This is a genomic window from Sneathiella sp., assembly GCF_041689005.1.
GTDB lineage: Bacteria > Pseudomonadota > Alphaproteobacteria > Sneathiellales > Sneathiellaceae > Sneathiella.
Genome location: NZ_JBDNHC010000019.1, coordinates 1 through 24,518 on the forward strand (window position 1 = coordinate 1; position 24,518 = coordinate 24,518).

At 52.7% G+C, this 24,518-nt stretch carries 23 protein-coding genes; 11 read left to right on the forward strand and 12 right to left on the reverse strand.

Annotated elements, in window-relative coordinates:
• Nucleotides 1-402 precede the first annotated feature (402 nt).
• Nucleotides 403-924, forward strand: coding sequence for a CDP-alcohol phosphatidyltransferase family protein (locus ACESNI_RS02115; protein ID WP_373084541.1), 522 nt, complete (start codon nucleotides 403-405; stop codon nucleotides 922-924).
• Nucleotides 925-944: 20 nt separating this feature from the next.
• Here ACESNI_RS02115 and ACESNI_RS02120 read toward each other — a convergent pair whose 3' ends face one another.
• From ACESNI_RS02120 to ACESNI_RS02130, 3 genes are read right to left on the reverse strand one after another with little or no spacing between them, the layout of a single operon-like run.
• Nucleotides 945-1,436, reverse strand: a complete 492-nt coding sequence (locus ACESNI_RS02120) for a hypothetical protein (protein ID WP_373084543.1) — start codon at nucleotides 1,434-1,436, stop codon at nucleotides 945-947.
• A 32-nt stretch (nucleotides 1,437-1,468) separates the two neighbouring features.
• A complete protein-coding gene (locus ACESNI_RS02125) occupies nucleotides 1,469-1,885 on the reverse strand; it encodes an RNA-binding S4 domain-containing protein (protein WP_373084545.1) in 417 nt (138 codons plus the stop codon).
• Between the two features lie 3 nt (nucleotides 1,886-1,888).
• Nucleotides 1,889-4,798, reverse strand: a complete 2,910-nt coding sequence (locus ACESNI_RS02130) for a helicase-related protein (protein WP_373084547.1) — start codon at nucleotides 4,796-4,798, stop codon at nucleotides 1,889-1,891.
• Between the two features lie 317 nt (nucleotides 4,799-5,115).
• Between ACESNI_RS02130 and scpA the strand changes: the two genes are divergently transcribed.
• The 3 genes from scpA to queF all read left to right on the forward strand — a co-directional run bounded on the left by scpA (nucleotide 5,116) and on the right by queF (nucleotide 8,824).
• On the forward strand, nucleotides 5,116-7,263 hold the full coding sequence (scpA, locus tag ACESNI_RS02135) for a methylmalonyl-CoA mutase (protein WP_373084549.1): 2,148 nt from the start codon (nucleotides 5,116-5,118) through the stop codon (nucleotides 7,261-7,263).
• Nucleotides 7,264-7,324: 61 nt separating this feature from the next.
• Nucleotides 7,325-8,359 carry a histone deacetylase family protein gene (locus ACESNI_RS02140; RefSeq protein WP_373084551.1) on the forward strand — a complete coding sequence of 345 codons (1,035 nt, stop codon included), beginning with the start codon at nucleotides 7,325-7,327 and terminating at the stop codon, nucleotides 8,357-8,359.
• Nucleotides 8,360-8,824, forward strand: a complete 465-nt coding sequence (queF, locus tag ACESNI_RS02145; protein ID WP_373084553.1) for a preQ(1) synthase — start codon at nucleotides 8,360-8,362, stop codon at nucleotides 8,822-8,824.
• A gap of 7 nt (nucleotides 8,825-8,831) precedes the next feature.
• On the opposite strand, the gene ACESNI_RS02150 is transcribed toward queF, so the two are convergent.
• The gene (locus ACESNI_RS02150; protein ID WP_373084555.1) at nucleotides 8,832-9,230 is read right to left on the reverse strand and encodes a cytidine deaminase; all 399 of its coding nucleotides are present in this window, start codon (nucleotides 9,228-9,230) and stop codon (nucleotides 8,832-8,834) included.
• A 21-nt stretch (nucleotides 9,231-9,251) separates the two neighbouring features.
• Nucleotides 9,252-10,256, reverse strand: coding sequence for a proline racemase family protein (locus ACESNI_RS02155; RefSeq protein WP_373084557.1), 1,005 nt, complete (start codon nucleotides 10,254-10,256; stop codon nucleotides 9,252-9,254).
• A 101-nt stretch (nucleotides 10,257-10,357) separates the two neighbouring features.
• On the opposite strand from ACESNI_RS02155, the gene meaB reads away from it, so the two are divergent.
• On the forward strand, nucleotides 10,358-11,359 hold the full coding sequence (gene meaB / locus ACESNI_RS02160; RefSeq protein WP_373084620.1) for a methylmalonyl Co-A mutase-associated GTPase MeaB: 1,002 nt from the start codon (nucleotides 10,358-10,360) through the stop codon (nucleotides 11,357-11,359).
• Between the two features lie 139 nt (nucleotides 11,360-11,498).
• On the forward strand, nucleotides 11,499-11,786 hold the full coding sequence (rpmB, locus tag ACESNI_RS02165; protein ID WP_373084559.1) for a 50S ribosomal protein L28: 288 nt from the start codon (nucleotides 11,499-11,501) through the stop codon (nucleotides 11,784-11,786).
• Nucleotides 11,787-11,949: 163 nt separating this feature from the next.
• On the opposite strand, the gene cobT is transcribed toward rpmB, so the two are convergent.
• From cobT to ACESNI_RS02180, 3 genes are read right to left on the reverse strand one after another with little or no spacing between them, the layout of a single operon-like run.
• Nucleotides 11,950-13,818 carry a cobaltochelatase subunit CobT gene (gene cobT, locus ACESNI_RS02170; protein WP_373084561.1) on the reverse strand — a complete coding sequence of 623 codons (1,869 nt, stop codon included), beginning with the start codon at nucleotides 13,816-13,818 and terminating at the stop codon, nucleotides 11,950-11,952.
• Between the two features lie 5 nt (nucleotides 13,819-13,823).
• On the reverse strand, nucleotides 13,824-14,828 hold the full coding sequence (cobS, locus tag ACESNI_RS02175) for a cobaltochelatase subunit CobS (RefSeq protein ID WP_373084563.1): 1,005 nt from the start codon (nucleotides 14,826-14,828) through the stop codon (nucleotides 13,824-13,826).
• Between the two features lie 49 nt (nucleotides 14,829-14,877).
• Nucleotides 14,878-15,492, reverse strand: a complete 615-nt coding sequence (locus tag ACESNI_RS02180) for a J domain-containing protein (RefSeq protein WP_373084566.1) — start codon at nucleotides 15,490-15,492, stop codon at nucleotides 14,878-14,880.
• Between the two features lie 193 nt (nucleotides 15,493-15,685).
• On the opposite strand from ACESNI_RS02180, the gene ACESNI_RS02185 reads away from it, so the two are divergent.
• Both ACESNI_RS02185 and ACESNI_RS02190 read left to right on the forward strand, forming a co-directional pair.
• The gene (locus tag ACESNI_RS02185) at nucleotides 15,686-15,949 is read left to right on the forward strand and encodes a BolA family protein (protein WP_373084568.1); all 264 of its coding nucleotides are present in this window, start codon (nucleotides 15,686-15,688) and stop codon (nucleotides 15,947-15,949) included.
• Between the two features lie 135 nt (nucleotides 15,950-16,084).
• Nucleotides 16,085-16,363, forward strand: a complete 279-nt coding sequence (locus ACESNI_RS02190) for a ribbon-helix-helix domain-containing protein (protein WP_373084570.1) — start codon at nucleotides 16,085-16,087, stop codon at nucleotides 16,361-16,363.
• A 7-nt stretch (nucleotides 16,364-16,370) separates the two neighbouring features.
• Here the strand turns inward: ACESNI_RS02190 and ACESNI_RS02195 are convergent, their stop codons facing one another.
• The 4 genes from ACESNI_RS02195 to ACESNI_RS02210 are packed head-to-tail and all read right to left on the reverse strand — an operon-like array spanning nucleotide 16,371 to nucleotide 20,338.
• Nucleotides 16,371-17,210: an AEC family transporter gene (locus tag ACESNI_RS02195; protein WP_373084572.1), complete on the reverse strand. Its 840-nt coding sequence runs from the start codon at nucleotides 17,208-17,210 to the stop codon at nucleotides 16,371-16,373.
• Nucleotides 17,211-17,258: 48 nt separating this feature from the next.
• The gene (locus ACESNI_RS02200) at nucleotides 17,259-18,554 is read right to left on the reverse strand and encodes an HlyC/CorC family transporter (protein ID WP_373084574.1); all 1,296 of its coding nucleotides are present in this window, start codon (nucleotides 18,552-18,554) and stop codon (nucleotides 17,259-17,261) included.
• Between the two features lie 37 nt (nucleotides 18,555-18,591).
• Nucleotides 18,592-19,734 (reverse strand): 3-dehydroquinate synthase, encoded by a 1,143-nt coding sequence (gene aroB / locus ACESNI_RS02205; RefSeq protein ID WP_373084576.1) that lies wholly within the window; start codon nucleotides 19,732-19,734, stop codon nucleotides 18,592-18,594.
• 22 nt (nucleotides 19,735-19,756) lie between these two features.
• Nucleotides 19,757-20,338, reverse strand: coding sequence for a shikimate kinase (locus ACESNI_RS02210; protein ID WP_373084578.1), 582 nt, complete (start codon nucleotides 20,336-20,338; stop codon nucleotides 19,757-19,759).
• A 317-nt stretch (nucleotides 20,339-20,655) separates the two neighbouring features.
• Between ACESNI_RS02210 and ACESNI_RS02215 the strand changes: the two genes are divergently transcribed.
• The 3 genes from ACESNI_RS02215 (at nucleotide 20,656) to ACESNI_RS02225 (ending at nucleotide 24,435) form a co-directional block, all read left to right on the forward strand.
• Nucleotides 20,656-22,461, forward strand: a complete 1,806-nt coding sequence (locus tag ACESNI_RS02215) for a hypothetical protein (RefSeq protein ID WP_373084580.1) — start codon at nucleotides 20,656-20,658, stop codon at nucleotides 22,459-22,461.
• A 1-nt stretch (nucleotide 22,462) separates the two neighbouring features.
• Nucleotides 22,463-23,374, forward strand: coding sequence for a site-specific tyrosine recombinase XerD (gene xerD / locus ACESNI_RS02220; RefSeq protein WP_373084582.1), 912 nt, complete (start codon nucleotides 22,463-22,465; stop codon nucleotides 23,372-23,374).
• An 80-nt stretch (nucleotides 23,375-23,454) separates the two neighbouring features.
• Entirely contained in the window at nucleotides 23,455-24,435 is a 981-nt protein-coding gene (locus tag ACESNI_RS02225; protein ID WP_373084584.1) for a CoA ester lyase, read from the forward strand.
• Nucleotides 24,436-24,518 lie beyond the last annotated feature (83 nt).

The window sequence follows — 24,518 nt, forward strand, 5'->3', positions numbered from 1 at the left end:
GTGAGTCTCCGCCCAGCTGTCGGTGAGGTTCTTGTGATGTTCGCCTTCTTACACCGCTGAAAGGACTTGTTCATTGAAGATGGCCGCTTCGAATTTTATTTGCATGGGGCGTCTCTGATCAGTATGCCAACAATGTTTTAAAAATAGATGTTGATAGCCGGCGAGTTGATGGAGCGTATCTCTGCCGACCCCTATCACATTACCGGGAGCTTTTTGGTATTGCTTTGACCGTTCCTGCAATACCCGTATGTATTATAATCTGGATAATCTCATTAGATACGGCGCGGATCAAGATGGTATTTCAAAGCAAAAATGTTTGATGCGGCATTAAGACATATTATTGATCCACCCCTTAATGTCGTTGGAACAAAAATTGCCGCTTGCGGCATTTCCGCAAACAGCGTGACACTTGCAGGATTCGCCATAGGGCTCTGTGCTATCCCGTTGATTGCAGTGGAGAGTTATTGGCTGGCTTTGTTGCTAATTCTTCTGAACCGATTGTTCGATGGTCTGGACGGGGCCGTTGCTCGTCATTCTCTTTTGACGGATTTCGGGGGATATCTGGATATTGTCTGTGATTTTATCTTTTATGCGGCCGTCATTTTTGCCTTTGCTCTGGCAAGGCCGGAGAATGCGCTTGCCGCCGCATTTTTGATTTTCAGCTTTATCGGAACAGCGTCAACCTTCCTGACATATGCAATCATGGCTGAAAAGCACAAAGTCACCACCAGCATCCGGGGCCAAAAATCACTTTATTATCTTGGGGGATTGGCAGAAGGCGGAGAGACCTTGTTGACCATGGTGTTGATATGCGTCTTTCCCGGATATTTTTCCGTGATCGCCATCGTATTCGGCCTGATGTGCTGGATTACGACGGGAACGCGGGTCTATGCAGCCTGGATCGCGTTTCGTGAATTATCATAGGCGAACCGGTAGGTGTCAGGTTAACCTTTTCTGGCATTTTCCTGCCAGCTAACCAGATCGGAAAGTAAAGTTCTCTGTGCATCCGGACTGAGTTCCTGAAGCCAGTCAGAAAATCCCCTTTTTAAGTCCGCGGCTGTCAGGTCTTCATCATAGGCGTTGAAGAGCATCTCTTTATACTCCTCAATCGATGCGCACTCAAATTCATTGTCGTCGGGATTAAAGGTGTTGATTTTATTCTGGACTTCCTCCTTGGCCATGGCCGCAGCAAATGGGATCTCTTCTTCCAGATCATATCCCCCCCAGCCCAGCCACCAGGCGTCACTTCTGTCCTTGCCAAGTTCCCAGGCATACATCACTTCTGCGCTGATATCCCGCGCGGCCTTCTTCGCCGCTGCTTCAAGATTTTTGGCGCTGCCGGTTTCAGTCAGCCAGATGCGTCCTATTTTAAAATAGCCAACACCGCCATCATCCCAAGCCGTGATAAATTTTTCGATATTTTTGAGCAGCGACACTATTATGATCCTTTGCCGGTACGCGCTTGAGATTACATCTCTTCTTCGGGTTTTGAGCGAAGTTTGTCAAGCGCCCTTCGATCGGCTTTTGTCGGGCGGCCGCTTCCCGGGTCCCGTTGTGCAACTGGCCCTTTGCCCGGCTCAACAACTGGTTTTGATTTTTCGGGGGGCGCGAGATCTTCATAAAGCTTTTGCGCCTCTGGCGCCGGACCACGGCGTACCCCGATGTCCCGGATTTTGATGACACGAATGACCCGGTCTTGGGCAAATGTGAGGATGTCATCGGCTTTTACTGCTGTGCTGGCCTTGGGTTGAATGATACTGTTCAGGCGAAGTTTGCGTGACTGAACCATCTTCGCGGCGAGGCTCCGACTTTTAAAAAAGCGGGCATACCAGAGCCATTTATCGACACGAATGTTGGCGGAAGCCGGAAGGGCATCTTCGTTCATATGTTATTTTTTGCCCAGGGTCTTCAGAATTGCAAAGGGTGAATCGGGATCAATCTCTTTTACTTTGGGTGGCGCTTTGCGAGGTTGTTTCAGCGCATTAACGGGCTTAACACTTTCCTTGTCACGTTTCGGCTTGACGTCCTTATTATGCCGTGGATTTTTACTGCGGTTTTGTTTCTTGAAAGACTTCCGTTGGTAGGTAATCTCATCGCCTTCTCCCAATGCCTCATATCCTAGTTTGCTCAAAATAAGAGAAAACTGTTCTCGGGTCGTGCCGACTAACGACAACATTTCATGGGTCGGCTTGAAGGGAAGATTGCGCGGTAATTCCTTTTTCTTGGGGGGTACGGCAACAGCAGTTTCGGCGGGCTCCTGTTTTTCAACGGCATCCGGAACTGGTGCCTCCATTTCTCCGGCCTTTTCGGGCTCTGAAATGGCGCCTTCGGCGGGTTCCGAGACGGCACTTTCGATGACTGTATCTATGTTCTCGACGGTCGTGGGTTGATCAGTCGAGACCGAAATGGCGACCGGAACTTCACCTGTTTCAGCAACAGCCGGTTCTGCGGCTTTTGTCTCAGCTTCTTCCGGAGCGGACTTTGGTGGTTCCGCCGTCTCTATCAGGCCGCGCGATGCTCTGCGTAACAGGCCGGCAAGTCGGTCCAGCATATCAAGGCGAATGGCCAGTTTATCGAATACGGCATATCCCGCCGTCAGATAATAGGTCCAGGGCAAGTTTCCGGTGACTTCAAAGGACACACGTCCCGCTGGCGGTGGAGGGGGGATTTCCTCACGTTCATCATGGATTGCCCATAGAAGGCAGCGCAAGGCCGTTGGATCGGGTTTAAGCAGTATGGGCATGAAGACATGCTCGTATCCTACCCGCACACCACCAAATTTGAGGCGACCGTAATCTTTCTTATCGAGATTTCTGATCTGCTCATTCAATTCGAACCGCCGCATGGCCCCGAGTTTTTCGCTGACCTGAAAGGCGATACCGCGCGCAGGCCCTGTCAGGGGAAGCTCTTCCAGCTTTACCAGGGGTTTCAGCCGCTGCTCGATATGGGCAGAGACCCAGTCGTTCAAGCGCTTGACGACAATTTCATGCGCCGTTCCGTTTAATTGCTCGCTCGCCAGCAGTTGCAGCCGCGGTTTCAGCACGGTTTCGCCCTTGACGAGTGTTGCAACGACGGTGTCCTGCCAGATGATCTGGCCGTTACCATCAAGGGAAAAGGAATCGTCCGGCGCCGATGCAAGCCGTTGCGCGCGCAGGGCGATCTCGGAGGAGACCGCCTTGTTTCCGATATTGCGGAGGGTTCGCGCTTCCGTGCTGCTGACGTTGGTATCGGCGTTGAATTTCAGACCTTTCAAGGTCCCAAGAAAATGTCCCTCTACGTGAACATCTCCGGTATCGCTAATCAGTGCTTCCAATTGACTACGGTCTTTCAGTTTTCGCACCAGCATCGCTGTGCGTCGGTCTACAAATCTTTGCGTCAGGCACTCATGTAGAGCGTCTGACAGTTTATCTTCTATGTTACGCGCCGTTTCCTGCCAATATTTATAATCATCCATCCAGTCGGAAACATGGGAAATATACGTCCAAGTGCGCGTATGAGCAATACGTGTTGCAAGAGTGTCAATATCCCCGTCCGTTTTTTCCAGACTTTTCAGATGTTTGGCGATCCAGTCAGTCGGAATTTTCCCGTTCTTCTCCTGAAGAAAGAGAAAAATTTCCCGAAGCAGGCGAACGTGGACATCATGCATTGTTTTACGGAAATCCGGAACCTGACATACCTGCCATAATTGACGAACCTTTGCCGGGGTTTGTGAAGCCTTTCGGACTTCCTCATCCCGAATGAGGGCTTTATAGGCGTTATAGTCATCTGGGTCGCGCGGTGAAAGCATCCCGTCGATTGCGGGAAGTGTCTCCAATGATCTTAAAAGGTCTCGATTTGTCGTGAAAACCAGATCCTGGTTTCGCCACCTGATATTCCGCACGGCTTCAAAATTATGGCCTTCAATATTTGCGACCAGTTCATCGTCCAGCGGCTCGACATTTGCCGTGGTGCCGAAACTGCCGTTGTTCATATGCCGGCCCGCGCGTCCTGCAATCTGGGCAAATTCAGCAGGTTTCAGCCGTCTTGACAGGGCACCGTCATATTTCACTGTACCGGCAAAGGCGATATGATCGATATCCATGTTCAGGCCCATGCCGATCGCATCCGTGGCGATAAGGTAATCGACATCCCCCGACTGATAGAGTTCAACCTGGGCATTCCGGGTTCTGGGGGACAGGTTTCCCATAATAACGGCCGCGCCGCCCCGTTGTCGACGGACGAGTTCGGCGATGGCATATACATCGCTTGCCGAAAAGGCAACAATTGCCGTCCGCGGCCGCAGCCGGGAAATTTTCTTGGCCCCCCGGTAACTCAATGTGGAGAAACGGGGGCGGGATATAAAGGACGCATCGGGAATGAGCCGCTTGATCCAGTGGCGAATAGTTTCGGAGCCTAAAAACAGGGTCTCCTGTCGGCCGCGCGCGTACAGCAGGCGGTCCGTGAATATATGTCCGCGCTCCGGATCCTCTGCCAGTTGAATCTCGTCAACGGCAAGAAACTCGAAACCACGATCAAGGGGCATCGCCTCAACTGTGCAGATAAAATAGCAGGCTTGGGGCGGGATGATTTTTTCCTCGCCGGTCACCAGAGCGACGTTCGCCCCCCCCTTCACACCGACGACGCGGTCGTAAACCTCGCGCGCAAGTAATCGCAAGGGTAAGCCGATGATACCGTCTGAATGCGCCATCATCCTCTCAACGGCAAGATGGGTCTTGCCGGTGTTGGTCGGACCGAGAACAGCCGTCACCTGTCCTGTCTTGCCGTCATACGTGGTGTCAGAAATGAAGTATGGGCGCATTGCAACTCCAACCTACCACAGGAAGCAAGCAATTCCTGCGGGAGAATGCGAACTGTGGTGTCAATTTGTTCTTATTCCGTCAATAGTAACATATGTAGGGGGCAGGGTAAGGATTGTCCCGTTTTCTCATTGATGATTGTCGATGGTCTTGAAGATATACACTAGGCAAACGCTCGTTTGGTAATTTAAAATTGGTATGTTATATAGCGAAGCAATTGGGTTATATAAGAAGGCGCATCCTCGGAGAGTGACCGAATAGTGGGTCCGGAAATATTATTACCTCCGAAATGCCGTTAAAAATGAGGGATACCGATACAATGGTCGATTTTCCAAAACAAACATTGGAAGACTGGGAAAACCTGGCGAATAAGGAGTTGCGGGACCGCAAGACGGCGGATCTGAACTGGGAAACGCCCGAAGGCATTTCGGTTAAGCCGCTCTATACGGCCGCGGATCTGGAAGGCATGGAACTCGAAGGGGCTCTGCCCGGGGTGGCACCGTTCCAGCGCGGTGTCAGGGCGACCATGTATGCCAATCGTCCATGGACCATACGTCAGTATGCAGGTTTTTCCACGGCGGAAGATTCGAATGCCTTCTATCGCCGCAACCTCGCCGCGGGGCAGAAGGGCCTCTCCGTGGCTTTCGACCTGGCGACCCATCGCGGCTATGATTCGGATCACCCGCGCGTTGTCGGCGATGTCGGCAAGGCCGGGGTGGCGATTGACAGTGTTGAGGATATGAAAATCCTGTTCGATGGAATTCCACTGGACAAGATGTCGGTCTCGATGACGATGAATGGCGCGGTTCTGCCCATTCTCGCAAGTTATATTGTTGCGGCGGAGGAACAGGGCGTAAAGCCTGAGCAGCTATCCGGCACCATCCAGAATGATATCCTGAAAGAGTTCATGGTGCGCAACACCTATATCTATCCGCCGGAACCCAGCATGCGGATTATCGGCGATATCATTGAATATACCTCGACGAAAATGCCGCGTTACAATTCGATTTCCATCTCCGGCTATCATATGCAGGAAGCAGGAGCGACGCAGGTCCAGGAACTGGCGTTTACCCTTGCGGACGGATTGGAATATGCCCGGGCCGCATTGGCGAGCGGCCTTAAAATTGATGACTTTGCCCCGCGCCTCAGCTTTTTCTTCGCCATCGGCATGAATTTCTTCATGGAAATTGCGAAGTTACGCGCGGCCCGGATGCTCTGGGCAAAAATAATCAGCGAGTTCGAGCCGCAAAATCAAAGCTCCCTGATGTTGCGCACGCATTGCCAGACCTCGGGCGTTAGCCTCACCGAGCAGGACCCGTATAATAACGTTATTCGCACAGCCTATGAGGCGATGGCGGCGGTTTTGGGGGGCACGCAGAGCTTGCACACGAATGCGCTGGATGAGGCGATTGCGCTGCCGACGGATTTTTCCGCGCGCATCGCTCGCAATACACAGCTTATCCTCGCTGAGGAAACTGGAATCTCTCATGTGATTGACCCGTTGGGCGGCAGCTACTACGTCGAGAGCCTGACACATTCAATTGCGACGGAAGCCTGGAAACTGATTGAGGAAGTCGAGGAGCTGGGCGGCATGACCAAGGCCGTTGAAAGCGGGATGCCGAAACTGCGGATCGAAGAATCAGCCGCCCGTCGCCAGGCCCGTGTTGACCGCGGGCAGGATACGATTGTCGGCGTGAATAAATACCGGTCTGAAAAGGACGACAGCAATATTGAGGTTCTCGATGTTGATAACCCGGAAGTGTTACGGCAACAGATTGTCAAGCTTGAGAAAATACGGAGTACGCGGGACAAGGCCGCCTGTGAGGCCGCGCTTGAGGCCTTGACTAAGGGGGCTGAGGGTAAGGAAAACCTGTTGGAGCTTTGTGTCAATGCCGCCCGGGCGCGGGCCACGGTAGGTGAGATTTCCTATGCCATGGAAAAAGTGTTCACCCGTCATCGCGCGGAGATCCGGTCCATCAGCGGCGTGTATGGCGCCGCCTATGAGGGAGATGAGGGATTCATGCAGATACAGAAGGATATCGAGGAATTCGCCAAGGAAGAAGGCCGTCGTCCTCGCATGCTGGTCGTCAAGCTCGGTCAGGACGGGCATGATCGGGGTGCCAAGGTAATTGCAACGGCCTTTGCCGATATCGGGTTTGATGTTGATGTCGGACCGCTTTTCCAGACGCCGGCGGAAGCCGCACAGGACGCGATCGAAAGTGATGTTCATGTGATTGGCATTTCATCTCAGGCGGCGGGCCATAAGACGCTTGTGCCGCAGATCATTGATGAACTTGCCAAACAAGGCGCCAAAGATATTCTGGTGGTTTGCGGGGGTGTCATCCCAGCGCAGGACTATGACATGCTATATGACGCGGGCGTATCGGCTATTTATGGACCAGGAACAAACATCCCCGAGGCCGCCGCCGAAGTACTGTCGCTCATCCGCAAGAAACGGGCCGCTTGACCTGAACCACATCTGTCGCGGTATGATAAACTTGAGGATTGCCTCGACAGAAAGGTAAGGTATGAAAATCGTCTATAGTCCGGACCATGCACAGCATGACCCCAAAACCTATTTTAAATCGGGCGCGTTCCACGAACCGCAGGAAGTGCCCGGACGGGCGGAAGCACTGGTCAACGGCCTGAGGAGGGCCGGGCATGACATCGTCGGCCCGGATGATTTCGGGCCATCGCCTCGCGCGGCAATCCATACGCCGGGATATCTTCAATTTTTAGAAACTATCTACGGGCGCTGGCACGCGGCAGGGATGCAAAGTGAAGAGGTCCTCCCCAATATCCACCCCGGCCGACATATGTCATCGATGCCAACGGGTATCGTCGGTGAGGTTGGTCATTTCACAACGGATATGTCGGCCCCCGTCGGGCAGCATACATGGGCGGCGGCCGTTGCCTCAAGCAATGTGGCGGTGACGGCAACGGCGTATGTTCTTGACGACTTGGCATCGAACAGCGCTGCTTACGCGCTATGCCGTCCTCCCGGGCATCATGCCTTCAAGGATCAGGCCGGTGGATTCTGTTTTCTCAATAACATTGCGATTGCGGCGGAATACGCCCGGCGGACCGTCAACCGTGTCGCCATTCTGGATGTCGATGTTCACCATGGCAACGGGACGCAGGGTATTTTCTATGAACGCGCCGATGTTTTCACCGTGTCACTTCACTGCGACCCGAGTGATTTCTATCCCTTTTTCTCAGGATATGACCATGAGAGAGGATGTGGGCATGGCGACGGTTTCAATCTCAATTTACCTGTGCCTAAGGGCAGCCGGGATGCGACATATCTCGCGCGGCTCGATCAGGCGCTTGAGGCCCTGCGTGCCTATGCGCCGGATGTTCTATTCGTTGCGCTCGGCCTTGATGCCTTCGAAGGGGACCCGTTTGCCGGGCTCTCGGTTTCCACAATCGGTTTCGGTGAGATCGCGGCCAAAATCGCTAATTTGGGGATGCCCACGGTGCTGATCCAGGAGGGCGGCTATAATCAGAATGAACTTGGCGCTAATATCACAAGTTTCATTTCCGGATTTGAGGGAAAGGGTTAAATGACAGAAACAGATGTCCGTGGGCTCACTCAACTGGGGTCGGCAGTGGAGCAGCCAAAAAGTCCGGAGGAGGCCATTCTTGAGCGGGTTCCGAACGGACAGGCGGACGTCAACTATCTTGTCCGTTTCACCGCGCCGGAATTCACCTCTCTCTGCCCGATGACCGGCCAGCCTGATTTTGCCCATCTGGTGATCGATTATGTGCCGGATCAGTGGCTGGTTGAATCCAAGTCCCTAAAGCTTTTCCTGACGTCATTTCGCAATCATGGCGCCTTTCATGAAGATTGCACGGTCTCGATAGGCAAGCGAATTGTTGACCTGCTGGATCCCCGCTGGCTTCGTGTTGGGGGCTATTGGTACCCGCGCGGCGGAATGCCGATCGATGTGTTCTGGCAGACCGACGCGCCGCTTGCCGATGTCTGGCTTCCGGATCAGGGCGTCCCGTCCTATCGTGGACGCGGGTAGGAGGGTTTTAGAATCTGAAACTGTCCGGGAGCAGTTTTTCCGCCGTTGTCTCGATATCGCCCGTTTCTCCCGGGTAGTGAACAATTGTCGAGGGACTTGAAAATTCCGCGAGCACCTGCCGACAGGCCCCGCAGGGGGAGCAGGCGCCGGCGACGCCGATTTCATTATGGTTGGTCACAAAGACTTCGCGCAATTTCATGCCGGGGCCTTCGGAAACAATTGCCTGGGCAATTGCATTCCTTTCGGCGCAGGTTGTCAGGCCAAAGGAGATATTCTCGACATTGCATCCACTAAAGATATGTCCCGCTTCGGTCAGGACAGCGGCCCCCACCTTGAAACGGGAGTAGGGGGAATAGGCGTTTGCCATCGCCTTTACAGCCTCTGCTTTAAGATTGACTTTATCCATCTTGCCCTCGATTCATTTTTATTAGCGGAGCAGGAATCCGCCCGCGAGCGGATCTCCGTCCTCCCAGGTGAACTCGGCTGAACCCGTATAGTAGGCCTGTCCGCCGACCTCGACTGTTACGGCATTATAAGGCTCAACGCGAAGCTGAGTGATGATCTTTCCGGTGAATATTACCCCGGTCACGCTTTCAAACTGACAGGTCTCACCCGGGGCGGCTTGTTTGCGCGCAGCGGCAATAGCCATACGCGCCGTAACCCCCGAGCCTGTTGGGCTTCGGTCTATCTGCTCATCCGCAAACACGCAAATATTCGCACTCGGCCCGCCTTCATTGCCGAAGCGGCCATCGGTTAGAATTGTGCCGTAGAGAAATCCAAGCTCAGCTTCTTCTGGGTGGGTTACCTTTACCTGTTCCTTGACGGCCGCCGAAATGATGGTTGCGGCCGCGGCTAAGTCGCGGGTGGCGGAGCGCTTGACATCCAGGCCTAGGCTCGCCGCATCAAGGACGGCATAGAAGGCGCCGCCATAGCCGATATCGAGCTCAACCGGGCCATACGCGCGGGTTGTGACATACTGTCCGAGCTTGTAGGCAAAGGCAGGGACGCTCTCGAAGCGGACGGCGCCGGTGATGCCGTCATGGGTCTGCACCACTGCCTTCACCAAACCGCACGGGCATTGTATATTAACAGCCGTTTCCTCGGTTTCCTTGACGACGAGACCATAATCAAGCGCATAGCGACCGAGCGCGATGACCGCGTGCCCGCACATCGTGCTATAGCCTTCGTTATGCATGAAAATCACCGCAAGATCGGCGTCCGGATGATCGGCAGGAACCAGCAGGGCGCCATACATATCCTTGTGCCCGCGCGGTTCAAACATGAGGAAACGGCGGAAATGATCTGCATGGTCACGTAAAAACGCCCGCTTTTCCAGAAGCGTTCGTCCCTGCGGCACGGGCACGCCATCAACAATTATTCTGAGTGGCTCGCCTCCAGTATGCATTTCAACCGTACTGATAGTGCTGATCATACCTGTTTCCTTTCTGCCGTTAAGAATACGGGCTCGATGTAAATTGCGAAAGTCCTTTCATCATGCTTGACGAAACCCTCGTATTTTCCCATACCCAAGACATGACAATAATTTCGCATGAGACGCCGCAGAAGATTGTAGATCTTGCCAGCCGCCTTGAAAAAGGGGACCGCCGGGCGCTTGCGCAGGCGATCACGCTGGTCGAATCGGTTCGTGCCGATCATCGGCGCGATGCTCAATCCCTGCTGAGTATGATTTTACCCGAGACCGGAAAGTCGGTGCGGATAGGGGTTTCCGGAACTCCCGGTGTCGGCAAATCGACCTTTATCGAGGTCTTCGGCAAGCATTTGACCAAAAACGGGCATAAAGTTGCGGTTCTTACCGTTGACCCCTCCTCGAAACGGACAGGAGGATCCATTCTTGGAGACAAAACCAGAATGGAGGAACTGGTCAGGGATAAAAATGCCTTTATCCGTCCCTCTCCCTCCGGGGGCTCTCTGGGCGGGGTTGCGCGGCGCACGCGGGAGGCGATGTTGCTGTGCGAAGCCGCGGGCTTTGATGTCGTCCTGATCGAGACGGTGGGCGTCGGCCAGTCAGAGACCACTGTTGCTGAAATGGTGGATGTCTTCATGTTGTTGCTTGCCCCGGCTGGCGGTGATGAATTGCAGGGGATCAAGCGCGGTGTCATGGAACTCGCTGATCTGGTCATTATTAACAAGGCGGATGGCAACTTGAAGACAACCGCCAGACGGGCGGCGATGGAATACAAGGGTGCGATTGGCCTGATGCGGCCGAAAAGCAAGTATTGGACGCCGGAAGTTTTGATGATATCTGCCCTGCAAAAGCAGGGAATTGATACCTTGTGGGAGACGATCGGTCGGTTCCGGGAGGCACGCGGCAAGGAAGGGGAGCTTGAAACCCAGCGCCGCGAACAGGCTGTTGCCTGGATGTGGGCCGAGCTTAGCGATTCTCTGCTGTCCCGTCTCAAGGCACATCCCGCCGTTACCGAGCAGCTTCCTGTACTGGAATCGCAGGTGAAGGCTGGTGAGATCGATCCAACCGTGGCGGCAGAGCAGTTGTTAAATTCATTTTTAGGAAAATGATGCGTTCTCCGTCGTTTACATCGGAAAATTGGACAGTGATTAGGAATATGCTTGACGAATGTCATGCTGTTCCTTAAAAACCGGTTCCACGTCCGGCGTTCCACGCCGGCATTCTTTTTTATGGCTAAAGAGGTTTACGATGGCACGTCGTTGCGAATTGACAGGTAAAGGTGTTCTGACCGGCAATAATGTCAGCCACGCCAAAAACAGAAGCCGTCGCCGTTTTCTGCCGAACGTCCAGGAAGTCCGCCTGATGTCCGATGCCCTCGGGCGCTCCTTCAGCATGAAGGTTTCTGCTGCCGCTTTGCGGTCGGTTGAGCATAACGGGGGCCTTGATAAGTTCCTTTTGAAATCACAGGATTCGGATCTTTCGATCTCGGCCCGCCGGGTAAAAAGGGATATCCGGAAGGCGACTGTGGCGGCCTAGTCACTTTTCGTCTGCTGCATTTTGAGATTTTTAAAAACGGGTGAATTGTGATTCTCATCCGTTTTTTTATGAGGACATTGCTGTCGGTAATGTCAGGAGTTTTTTGGTAAGATCAGGTCGCCAAAATCCACCCAAAACAAACCTTATCTGCTGAAAGCCAGCCTTACCATTGTTGGGCCTTGTTGCGCCGGGTAGGCTTTTTCTCATCAAAAAGATCGGCCAGCTGCTCCATCATCACGCCGCCCAGTTGTTCCGCATCGATAATCGTGACGGCCTGCTGGTAATAGCGGGTAACGTCATGGCCGATGCCGATTGCAATAAGCTCGACGGACGATTTTGTTTCGATCCAGCGAATAACATCCCGTAAATGCCGATCGAGGTAGTTTCCGGGATTGACGGACAGGGTACTATCGTCAACGGGGGCGCCATCCGAGATAACCATCAGAATACGGCGCTGCTCAGGCCGGCCAAGCAGGCGATTGTGAGCCCAGAGCAGACCTTCTCCGTCGATATTTTCCTTGAGTAACCCTTCGCGAAGCATAAGTCCAAGGGACTGGCGCGCACGCCGGTAGGGAAAGTCCGCCGACTTATAGACGATGTGACGCAGGTCATTGAGACGGCCGGGGTTGGCCTCCTTCCCCTGCTCAAGCCATTTCTCCCGTGCCTGACCACCCTTCCAGGCGCGCGTGGTAAAGCCGAGTATCTCAACCTTGACCGAGCAGCGTTCCAGCGTACGGGCCAGAACATCCGCGCACATGGCGGCAACCGATATTGGACGTCCGCGCATGGAGCCTGAATTATCGATGAGAAGCGTGACAACCGTATCGCGAAAGTCCGTGTCCTGCTCGACCTTGAAGGATAAAGGCAGGAGGGGGTCAACCACAACTCGCGAGAGCCTTGCGGCATCGAGGATGCCTTCCTCCAGATCAAATTCCCAGGAACGATTTTGTTGCGCCAGCAATTTTCTCTGCAACCGGTTTGCGAGCTTGCTGATCAGGCTTTGCAGGTTTGTAAGCTGCTGGTCCAGCTGTTGCCGTAACCGCGCCAGTTCCGCCGGCTCGCATAAATCGGATGCCTGAATGACTTCGTCAAATTCAGTGGTAAAGGCCTTATATTGCGCCGTGTTGGGTGAATTCCGAAAATCATCCGGATAAACAGGCCGCCTGTCCCGCCCAGCTTCGTCGCCGGAACTGGCGGCATCCGTATCGGCGCTTTCTCCGCTTTCACTATCGGTACCGTCTTCTCCGGTCCCTTCCTGGGCGTCGGCATCTTCAGCCGCACTCGCTTCCTGCGCGTCATCATCCCCCTCGGAGCCGCTACTTTCCGCATCGGGCTCCTGGTCGCCCTCCTCGCCATCGCCGGCCTCATCATCATCGGAGAAATCGCCTTCGGCATCTTCGATCAGATCGAGGTCTTTAAGTAGTTTGCGGGCCGCGTGGGCAAAGTCCTTTTGACTGCCAAGGGCATTCAAGAGCTCCTTGAAATCATCACCACTTTTCTCTTCAATTTCGTTCCGCCACAGATCGACCATGTTGCGGGCGCTCTCCGGGACGGGGATATTCGCGAGCTTTTCTCGCGCCAGCAGTCCCAGAACTTCCGCAATCGGGGCATCGGATTTATCATAAATCCGGTCAAAGCCACTTTCCTTGCAATGATTATCGAGATGTCTGAACAGATTGTCCGAGACGCCTTTCATGCGGTTCGCACCGATCGCCTCCACCCGGGCCTGTTCAACCGCTTCGAATACTGCCTTAGCCTCACCGCCTTGGGGTGTCAGCCGAGCATGGAGGCCGTCGTCATGGTAGCGTTTCCGGAGCGCCAGACTGTCCGCAATACCACGAACTCGCTGGACATCCTCAAGAGGGAGGTCCTTCGCCGGGTTTGGCAGGCGTGCACGATTAGCGCTCAGGCCCGGCGCGTCGTTGCTATAGGAAACCTCCAGTTCCTTTTCGCGTGACATTGCCCGCATTGCCGCCGTAACGGCACGTTTAAACGGTTCCGCGAGGGATTCTTTATTGTTTGTCAGGGTCACGGGATCTAGCGGGAAACTATATTGGCCGCAGATTCGGGAAGCTCTTCACCAAAACTACGCTGGTAATATTCCGCAACGACAGGCCGTTCAATTTCATCGCACTTATTAAGGAAGGTGACCCGGAAGGCAAACCCGATATCGCCGAAAATTTCAGCATTTTCAGCCCATGTAATCACCGTCCGCGGGCTCATTACCGTTGAAATGTCACCGGCGATGAAGCCGGAGCGGCTTAGATCAGCACAGGCGACCATGGCTCGGATTGTCTTTCTGCCTTCTTCCGTATCGTAGCTTGGTGTTTTTGCCAGAACGATCTCGTTCTCCGTATCTTCCGACAGGTAATTCAGGGTCGTAACAATATTCCAGCGGTCCATTTGTCCCTGGTTAAGCTGCTGTGTGCCGTGGTACAGCCCGGTCGTGTCGCCAAGGCCTACGGTGTTGGTCGTCGAGAACATCCGGAATGCCGGGTGCGGGCGAATGACCCGGTTCTGGTCGAGCAGGGTAAGTTTGCCTTCAACCTCAAGAACCCGCTGAATTACAAACATAACATCAGGACGGCCAGCGTCATATTCGTCAAAAACAATTGCGGTTGGCGACTGAAGCGCCCAGGGAAGAATACCTTCACGAAATTCCGTGACCTGCTTCCCTTCGCGAAGAACGATAGCGTCCTTACCGACGAGATCAATTCTGGAGATATGACTGTCCAGATTGACGCGGACACAGGGCCAGTTCAAGCGGGCGGCGACCTGTTCGATATGGGTTGATTTTCCAGTTCCGTGATACCCTTGAATCATAACACGGCGATTAAAGGCGAAACCAGCCAGAATGGCCATAGTGGTGTCATGGTCAAAAACGTATGCAGGATCGAGATCGGGAACCCGTTCCGTGGCAACGCTAAATGCCGGCACTTCCATATCGCTGTCGATTTTAAAAACGTCCCGAACCGAGATTTTTATATCCGGGAGGTTTATTTTTATATCCGGTGCATTTCCGGCAAGTTCTAAGGACGTCATGAATAACTATTCCGTGTCACAATTTGTGGTTATTTTTTTATGGGCGAACTTACGAGTTAACGCAAGATCGCAAATGTGTATAGGCCTGATTGATATTTTTCAGTATTTCTTCAGTCTTTTTATCGCCGCCGCGAACATCTGGGTGATATTTTTTAGCAAGTTCCTTGTGGCGACGCTTGATATCCGTCAAGGAACTCCCCGGTTTTAAATTAAGGACCGCTAATGCGTCCCGCTCCTTCTTGTCGATTTTGGGCGCATGCGCCTGACTGTTAGGCCCTTTTTCACCTGTTCCCATCTCTTCGTGAAAATTGAAGGGGTCTTCATAGGTGAAATCCCGGTGGGCACGTGCTGTCCGTGACCCCATCTGCCAGGTTGGACGATGGCCGGTTATATCTTCATCCTTATAGCGCAGAACCTCCTCATCCGTCATGCCGTCAAAAAAATTCCAGGATTTATTGAATTCCCGAATATGCGCGAGACAAAACCACTGGTAATCGTCAGGACTTCCCCGTTCCAGTATCCGGATTTTAGGTGCGCGGAATTCTCCCAGTTCATGGCAATCAGCATGATTGCATTCACGACCGAGATTTTCCGGCGACGGTCCGCTTAAAGGTATTTCCTGATGCTTCGACATGGAATTATTATGGGCTGTGAGGTTCGCCATAGCAAGGTTCAGAGCCCAAATGAGCTATCTTTTATCGCACAAAGGGGGTAATTGAGAAACATCCAGAGACAGAAACAAGACCGTTGCCGCTCCCTGCGCTAACCGAATTTTTAAATTACCCTGTTCAAAACCTGTGAAAGAAGGGAAGATGGGGGCGTTGAACCCGGATCAATCGGAGACCAAATAACCTGACATGTCAGTTGCAGAAACCATCGAAGGCAAGCTTCGGAAAGTATTCGACCCCGTAAAATTGAAGGTCGTTGACGAATCACATTTGCATGCGGGACACGCCGGCGCGCGACCTCAGGGTGAGAGCCATTTTCGCGTTGAAATCGTCGCAGATAAGTTTCGGGGCCTTTCCCGTGTTGCCCGCCAGCGAGCCGTTTATGACGTTCTGGCAGATGAATTGGCGACGGACATTCATGCTCTTGCGCTCGACGTAAAAGGCACCGATTAACGCGCGGCGTCACTTTACAAAAAAACTGAAATTACTTTACAGTTGATATTGAACCTCATTTGCATGCGCCTATATGCTCTTATTAGGAGTTTATAAAAATAAACAGCAACTTTAAGTACATATCAGGAGAGCGCCATGGATATCCAGCTACCCCAAACCCTCGTCAATCGCAACATTTCCATCATTAATCCGGCGTCCGGGCAAAGCCATCGCACAAGTATCCGCCTTGAAGAAATAGAGTGGAAGGCCCTTAACCAGATATGCGCTGAGGAAAATATATCCGTGAATGAATTCTGTTGTCGAGTGGACCGCGACGGAAATCGCAAGGAACATTCCCGCACGTCGCGAATTAGATCTGCCATTCTCGATCATTTCAGAAGCCGGTGCCTGAGAAGCGATGGTTACAACGCCTGAACCAAAGTTACAGGACAAGGAGAAGGAGCGCGGGAAGTGTCAGGAACGATAACAGGGTAGAAATCAGGACCATTCCGGCGACTTGGGTGTGCGCCCGGTTATAGCGAAGGGAAAACAGGTAGTTAAACACCGCCACAGGCATACTGCATTCCAAAATGAGGACACCGCGGGCAACGCCGTCCAGATTAAAGAGATAAGCGAGGGCAAGTCCAACGGTAAATCCAATCGCTAGTCGTAATACCGCGAGCCCAGCGGCCAGCTTGATATGATTTATAGACAGGCTGGCCAGACTGACTCCCAGGGCGAGCAACATCAACGGAATGGTCAGGCTGCCAAGGAGGCCTGTGGTATTCATGATCCACCCTGGGACCGGAATCCCGGTTGCCTTTGTTATCAGTCCCAGAATAACCGCGTAAATAAGCGGTGTTTTCAATATCTGTGTTATGGAATTAATGCCGGAGGACAGCCAGATGCCGAAGGTAAACTGTAGGGTTGAAAATACGGTAAAAACGGCAATTGCCAGAGCCAACCCCGCATCTCCAAAGGCAAAAAGGCACAGCGGCAGCCCCATATTTCCAGTGTTTGGGAACATTAGGCTTGGTAGATAATTTCTGACATGCAGTCGCAAGAGCTTAAGGATCCCAAAGCCGATAAGACAGAAGGTGAATGCCGCAAGGGCCGCAATCATGGCGAACTCAAAAAAGGTCGCCAATTGCATTTCTAGGTTAATAAGCGTGGTAAAAATCAGCAGGGGGGCGCCGACGTTTGTGACCAGTCCGGTCACGGTTTCGGTATGGAACGCCCGTCCGGATTTCGCCCAGAAAAAGCCCAATCCTGCCGTTACCACGACAGGTCCAATAATATTCAGAAGGATCAGGTACATTGGGACAACAATTTACGACTCACTGTCATCAAGTGGATCGATTGCAGTTACTCGCAGTTCCGTTATCTGGTTGTGCTCTTTCTTCAAAATTTCAAATTTATAGCCGTGGAAAATGAAAACCTGGCCAATGTCCGGGATGATTTGGGCCTCATGAATGACAAGCCCGGCAATCGTGGCGGCTTCGTCATCGGGAAGCGACCAGTTTAACTGGCGGTTCAGATCCCGAAGAGTGACATCGCCCTTGGCGACAATACTGCCCTCTTTCAGCATTCTTACGTCACTGACCGCAAGATCATGTTCATCGGCAATGTCACCGACAATCTCCTCAAGAATGTCTTCCAGTGTCACCAGCCCCATAAGAGCGCCATATTCATCAACCACGAGCGCAAAATGGCTTTTGCGTTCAAGAAAGGCATTAAGTTGACTGCGGAGCGTCGTTGTTTCTGGCACGAACCAGGGTTTGAGCGCAATCGTCTCCACGTCCAACTTGTCGTAATCGCCGTTGAGAGGAATGAGAGCGCGCAAAAGGTCTTTTGCATGTATGATACCAACGATATTCTCCGGATTTTTCTTCCAGAGGGGCAATCGCGTATAGGGGCTGCTGAGAACCTGATCAATGACCTGTTGGACCGGCTTTGAACAATCAACCATTTCCACGTTTTTTCGGTGGATCATGATTTCAGACAAATCAACTTCATCCATGTCGAGAATGGAACCGAGCATGTATTTTTCATGCATAATAATGCCTGCATCCTCAGAATGGAGGTCGATCGCTCCCCTGAGTTCATCCTGTGCAGCGTCGGTCAGTGCCTCCATATCGCCATGATGTGGTTTAACGCCGAAAAGACTTAACGTCATATCCACGACGATATTGATGCCCAGAACAACCGGCGACAGTACAAAGATCGCAGGCCGCAGGATCGGTGCAACGAAGAGGGCGAGGGGAATAGTTCGGCGCAACGCAAAAGTTTTCGGCAAAACCTCAGCGAAAACGAGGACGAGAACTGTCATCACCAATGTCGCATAGGCGACTCCGATATCTCCAAAAACTGAGATAAACATGCTTGTTGCCAGCGCGGACGCCAGAATATTGACGAGGTTATTACCAAGAAGAATGGCGCTGATAAGCTTAGTATGATGGTCGCGAAGCAGATTGACGAGACCGGCCCGCTTGTCGCCGGATTGCTCCATTTGATGAAGCCGGGCGCGGCTGGCCCCGGTAAGAGCAGTTTCTGATCCTGAAAAAAACGCGGAGAGCAGCAGCAGAAAAAATATTGCCAATGACAACAGAATAAGTTGAACGTCCATCGCTTAAGTTTCTATCACTCCTTTCGAAATCCTCATCTCAGGCACTCGCCAGTTCGTCTGTAATCACCGACAGTATATCGGCTTCCGATACTGCTTGCGTGGCGAAGGCGGACCCAATCTCTTTCATCAGGATTAAGGTAAGGCGACCGCCGACAATTTTCTTGTCCTGCCGCATATGGGCAAGCAGAGTCTCCGCTTGCCAGTCAACTCCCGAGATCGACGGAACCTTGCAAGGGAGACCTACTTCTGCGAAATGCTGCCTGATCCGCAGAATGTCCTGTCGGCTTAACAGGTCCATCTGCACGGAAAGCTCGGCCGCCATGATCATCCCAAGGGCTACTGCCTCACCATGGATCATCCGGGAGCCATATCCGGTTTCCGCTTCCAGCGCATGACCAAACGTATGGCCAAGATTGAGCAGGGCCCGCACGCCGCCCTCCCGTTCATCCTCGGCCACGATATGCGCTTTTGTCCGTACACTTGTTTCAACAGCGGCAATTCGAGCCGCTATATCGCCGGAAATCACCTTTTTGCCATTCGCTTCGAGCCATTCAAAAAAGGCGAAATCTCCAAGCAGTCCATATTTAACAACCTCGGCATAGCCCGCAAGGATTTCCCTGTTTGGCAGGCTTTCTAGCAAGCCAACATCAGCAAGGACAAGGCGGGGCTGATAAAACGCGCCGATAAGATTTTTCCCTTGCGCGGCATTGATGCCGGTCTTGCCGCCAACGGAACTGTCGACCTGCGATAGCAGGGTTGTCGGGATCTGGATGAAATCAATGCCGCGGCGCAATGTGGAGGCAGCGAAGCCCGCTATGTCGCCGATGACGCCGCCTCCGAACGCGATAATTGCTTCATCTCGTTGAAGACGGGAGTCCAGCAGCTTGCTCATGAGATCACTGTATACGGACAAGCTTTTCGTGCTTTCCCCAGGCGCAAGGATAATTGGAAAATTATCGATGCCGGCAGCGTTAAGAGACTGTTGCAATGTGGTGAGATGGAGGGCAGCAACGGTCTCGTCGGTGATGATGGCAACCCGCGGTGTTCGAAGGACAGGCTTGATCAACCCTCCTGCGTTGGGGAGCAACCCGGCGCCAATCAGGATATTATAGGCACGATCTCCGAGCGAAACCGGTACATGTGAGTAAGCAGTATCAGAGATGGAGGGGGAAGATGTCATTTTTCGCCTGTGGTTTGTGGGTTTAGACCTTTAGAGAGGATAACGCGGCAATAATTTTTGCCACGACAATTTCATGCGGTCCTTCACCACTGTCGATGGTTATATCTGCCTTGGCATAAACCGGATAGCGTTCGTCCATCAACTTTTTCAATACTGCTTTTGGATTGCCGCCTTTCAGAAGCGGGCGATTGTTGCGTTTCATGCAGCGCTTGTAAAGTATATCCAGCTCCGCACGCAACCATATTGAGCAGCCTTTTTTTGCGATTAACGCCTGAGTTTTCGTATCCAGAAAAGCTCCTCCGCCCGTGGCGAGAACATGCCGCGGCTCTTTCAGAAGCCGCGCGATAACCTTTCTTTCACCCTCCCGGAATGCCGGTTCTCCATGAAGTTCGAAGAATTCTGGGATCGAGAGATTGGCGGCGGCCTCTATTTCCGCGTCGGCATCTTTAAACGGCAATCCGAGCTCCTGGGCGAGACGGCGGCCGACAGAACTTTTGCCCGCGCCCATCAATCCCACGAGGACAATGGGCTTGTCACCGGGGCGCTTTACCAACGCTGCCTTTGTTGCCTTCGGCGCAGCACGAACATCATTTTTCGTATTCATCTTTCCACTTTTCACTGTCTTGGCTTCTTCGCATTGGCGAATAGTTTTGCAAGGTTGTTGATGTGTTTCGACGAACCGTGCTAATCAATAAAGCCAAATTTGTACCATAATCGCAGTTTACTGCTTTAAATAGCAACAGTTTTACCAACGACCCCCATGTTTTGGCGGTCAAACTTTGGATATAGTGATTTAAATAATGTCAAAGTTCTCTCTTTTCCTGCTTTTTCTAGTTGCCGCCGTCCTGATTGGTGGAGGCATTTTCCTGGCTTCCTGGGACATTCCCGCGCCCACGGCCAAAGTTGAGAAAGTTATCCCGAATGACCAGTTCCCGAAATAATACTCGACGGTTGCTTTCGGGTATATTGCTTGGCTTCGTTACATTGGCAAGTTCGACCGTTGCGGCACAAAATAAGCCACGCAGTCTTGTTCCCTTATTAGGTGAACCCGAGCAATCCCGCCCCGCGAACACAAGTGAATCATCCCCGGAGCCCGCTCCTGCCGCGCAAAAACAAAAACAGGTCATTGAAGGATCCCGCATAGAAGGATCTGTTGTCGTACAGAAGCTTGGCGGACTTGATGCGGCATCCGTAGGAATTCTTGACGCATCAACCGGTGATCTCGGGTCCAGTATGTGGCAGGGAACATCTTCGTCGCGTGTTGCGACCCTGATACAACATTTGCCCGTCTCATCGTCATCACCGGAAATGCAGAAGCTGCTGCGGAGGCTTTTATTGACAGCCGCCGCTATTCCACGTGGTTCTGAAGAGCCGACGGAGTTAATGCAATTACGACTGAATAAATTACGGGACGCAGGTCTCGTTGTGGAGGCATCGCAACTTGTTCAGAGAGTGCCGGCGTCAAAAATGTCGTCGGGCCTTGAGCGGACGGCGGTTGACCTTCTACTGTTAGAGGGAAAGAACGAACAGGCTTGTAAAAAGATAGAGGGAATGACTGAGAATACGCCCGACTTTTTTTGGGAGAAGGCTTCCGTCTTTTGTAATGTTTTATCCGGGAATATGAGCCGCGCTGAACTTGGAGTCAGCCTTCTGAATGAGGATGAAGGAACCGACAGCCTATTCTTTGGCTTGTTTGATAGGCTTGTGGGCGGAAATTCCAAATTGCAAGAAACGGATCAAGTTATATCGCCGCTTCATTTTGCCATGATGAAGGAAGCCGGATTAAGTTTGAGTTATGAGCAGGCGGAGAAAGCGGGATTTGATCTGCTGTGGGCGTTGGCAAAGCAAGAAATAGCCGAAAAAAATGATCGTTTGCGAGCCGCCTATGTCTCGCTTGCCGTGGGAAGCATGCCAGCCGGACTTGTCCGCCAGCTCATAATTGCCGGAGCCCTGGCAAACGATGATGATGATGCAGCGATCGATTTAGGGCATATGGCGGGATTTTTTCGTCAGGCCGCTTCTGAAAAGGATCCGATGGAAAAGGCCCGCCTAATAGGGGAACTTTGGGCGGCGGGTGAACAGGACGGCACCTATTTCGCGGCGGCAGGGCTTTCTTTGCCGTTGCTGAAGCAAATATCGGCGGTAAGTCTGGACGGTGATTTTGAACTCGATGCCCTCAGGGTTTTACTGGCGGCGGGAGATTCTGCGGAGGCGTCTCTCTGGGAGCGAAGCATTCGGCGGTCAGCGCTTCGGGGGACGGCGCGGGAACGAGATGTTGCCGGTAAAAAAATCGCGCGGGCGGATGCCTATATGCTGATTTCCGGGACGCCCGGAATTGCCCGCTGGACCCCCTCGGCATTCGATCCCTCGGCCTTTGTTAAAGGGCCGGAACTTGAACAAGGGGCGAATGTGGGCATGTTACTCAGTATTCTGGAAATATTCGGCGAGAAAGTTCCCGATGAACTCTGGTCGGCGGCATTTGGCCTCGGTCAGGTGCCGCAATCGGATTTCTCAAATAAGGTGATCGAGAAAAACCTTGAAATCTCCGCCAACAATGGCCGTGTCGGGGAAACGGTGGCGCTTTCCCTTGCCCTGCTCGGCGAAGGGGGGCCGGCGATGCTGTCTGTCAACAGCTTGTCCGCGGTTCTCACGTCGCTCCAGAAGATTGGCTTGACGGATGAGGCGCGCCATCTAGCGCTGGAAGCCGCCATATTGCGAGACCTGTAAGATGCCGGGGCATCTGCTGGAAGGTTTTCTGGAAATGCTGGTGATGGAAAGAGGGGCAGCGGTCAACACGATCTCGGCCTATCGCCGGGATCTGGAGGATTTCACAGGGTTTCTGGAGCGGCGCAGTAGAGGTTTAAAAACGGCAAATCCCGCTGATATTCGGGCCTACCTAAAATTTCTTGACGACATTGGACTTAAAAATACAACTCAGGCACGACGGCTAAGTGCCGTTCGGCAGCTATTTTCCTATTTACTGGGAGATGAAATCCGGACCGATGATCCGTCCCTTAATATAGACAGTCCCCGTGCGGGCCGCCGGCTTCCGAAATATTTAAGCGAGGAAGAAGTCGACAAACTTCTCGCGACGGCGGAGGGAGAAACGGCCGATAAAAAGCGTCTCTTCTCTTTGTTGCATCTCCTCTACGCCACAGGGCTGCGGGTATCTGAACTTATTTCATTGCCGCATCCGGTTCTGCGGGATCAGGACCGATTCCTGATTGTTCGCGGTAAGGGCGACAAGGAACGGCTCGTGCCAGTGAACATGGCGTCGAAGAAGGCGCTCGAAAAATATCTCGAAGTTCGGAATACCTATTGTACGGACGACAAACACTCAAAATGGCTTTACCCCTCCCGCGGCGGACAAGGTTACCTGACACGTCAGCGGTTCGGTCAAATGTTGAAGGCTCTGGCTGTCGAGGCCAATATCGATGCTTCAAAAGTCTCTCCCCATGTCCTCCGCCATGCCTTTGCCAGTCATCTTCTCGCCCGGGGCGCGGATTTGCGAAGCCTTCAGAAAATGCTAGGGCATGCGGATATTTCAACGACCCAGATTTACACGCATGTGTTGCAGCAACGACTTATGGATATCGTTTCAACCCATCATCCGCTTGCAAACGCAAAATTATTGAGTTGAAAACTTGACTCTGTGACGCGGGTGCAGCAATTTCCTTTCACAAAATTTTATGAACGAAAAGAAAAAAAGGTGGTCCCCCAATGAGTTTTACCGTCCCGGAGCCCTGCACATCGCGTTTAAACCGCTGTGAACTCGCCGTTCCCGGCTCCAGTCCGCATATGTTTGAAAAGGCGGCAAAGTCTGACGCAGATGTTATCTTTCTTGACCTTGAAGATGCGGTCGCCCCCAATGACAAGGCGCAGGCGCGCAAGAATATCATTGGGGCGCTGAATGACGTTGACTGGGGGGACAAGGTGATTTCCGTCCGGATAAACGGACTGGATACGCCCTATATGTATCGCGATGTTATTGATGTTTTAGAGCAGGGCGGTGAACGCCTCGATCTTATCATGATCCCGAAAGTTGGAACGGCGGCTGATGTTTATGCCCTTGATATGCTGGCAACCCAGGTTGAGACGGCGATAGGCAGGAAAAAGAAGATCGGCTTTGAACTGATCATCGAGACGGCCCTTGGGATGCAGAATATTCATGAGATCGCTGGCGCCAGCAAAAGGAACGAAAGCCTCCATTTCGGTGTCGCAGATTACGCGGCTTCGACAAAGGCGCGGACAACTTCGATTGGGGGGCCTAACCCGCTCTACGGCGTTCTGACCGATCCCGCGAAAGATGGCTCGCGTGATTTTCACTGGGGTGACATGTGGCATTATGCCATCGCCCGAATGGTTGTGGCGGCACGAGCGAACGGCCTGCGGGCCATTGACGGCCCGTTTGGCGATTTCTCCGACAACGATGGATATGTTGCCCATGGAAACAGGGCGGCGATCCTCGGTTGCGAGGGAAAATGGGCCATTCATCCCAAGCAAATTCCTCTTTCCAACGATATTTTTACGCCGGCGAAGGAAGAAGTTGCAAAAGCCCGGCGTATTCTTGAAGCTATGGAGAAGGCGCAGGCCGAGGGTGCCGGTGCGGTGGCGCTGGATGGACGTCTGATCGATATCGCCTCAATCAAACAGGCGGAGGCGTTAGTCATTCAAGCCGAAATAATCGAGGCACGGAACTAACCCTTGCGTATAAATTATGGAATTGGCGGAACGGTTCATTGACGTAACCGTTCCGCCAATTTATTAATTGGCCTGCGGATACC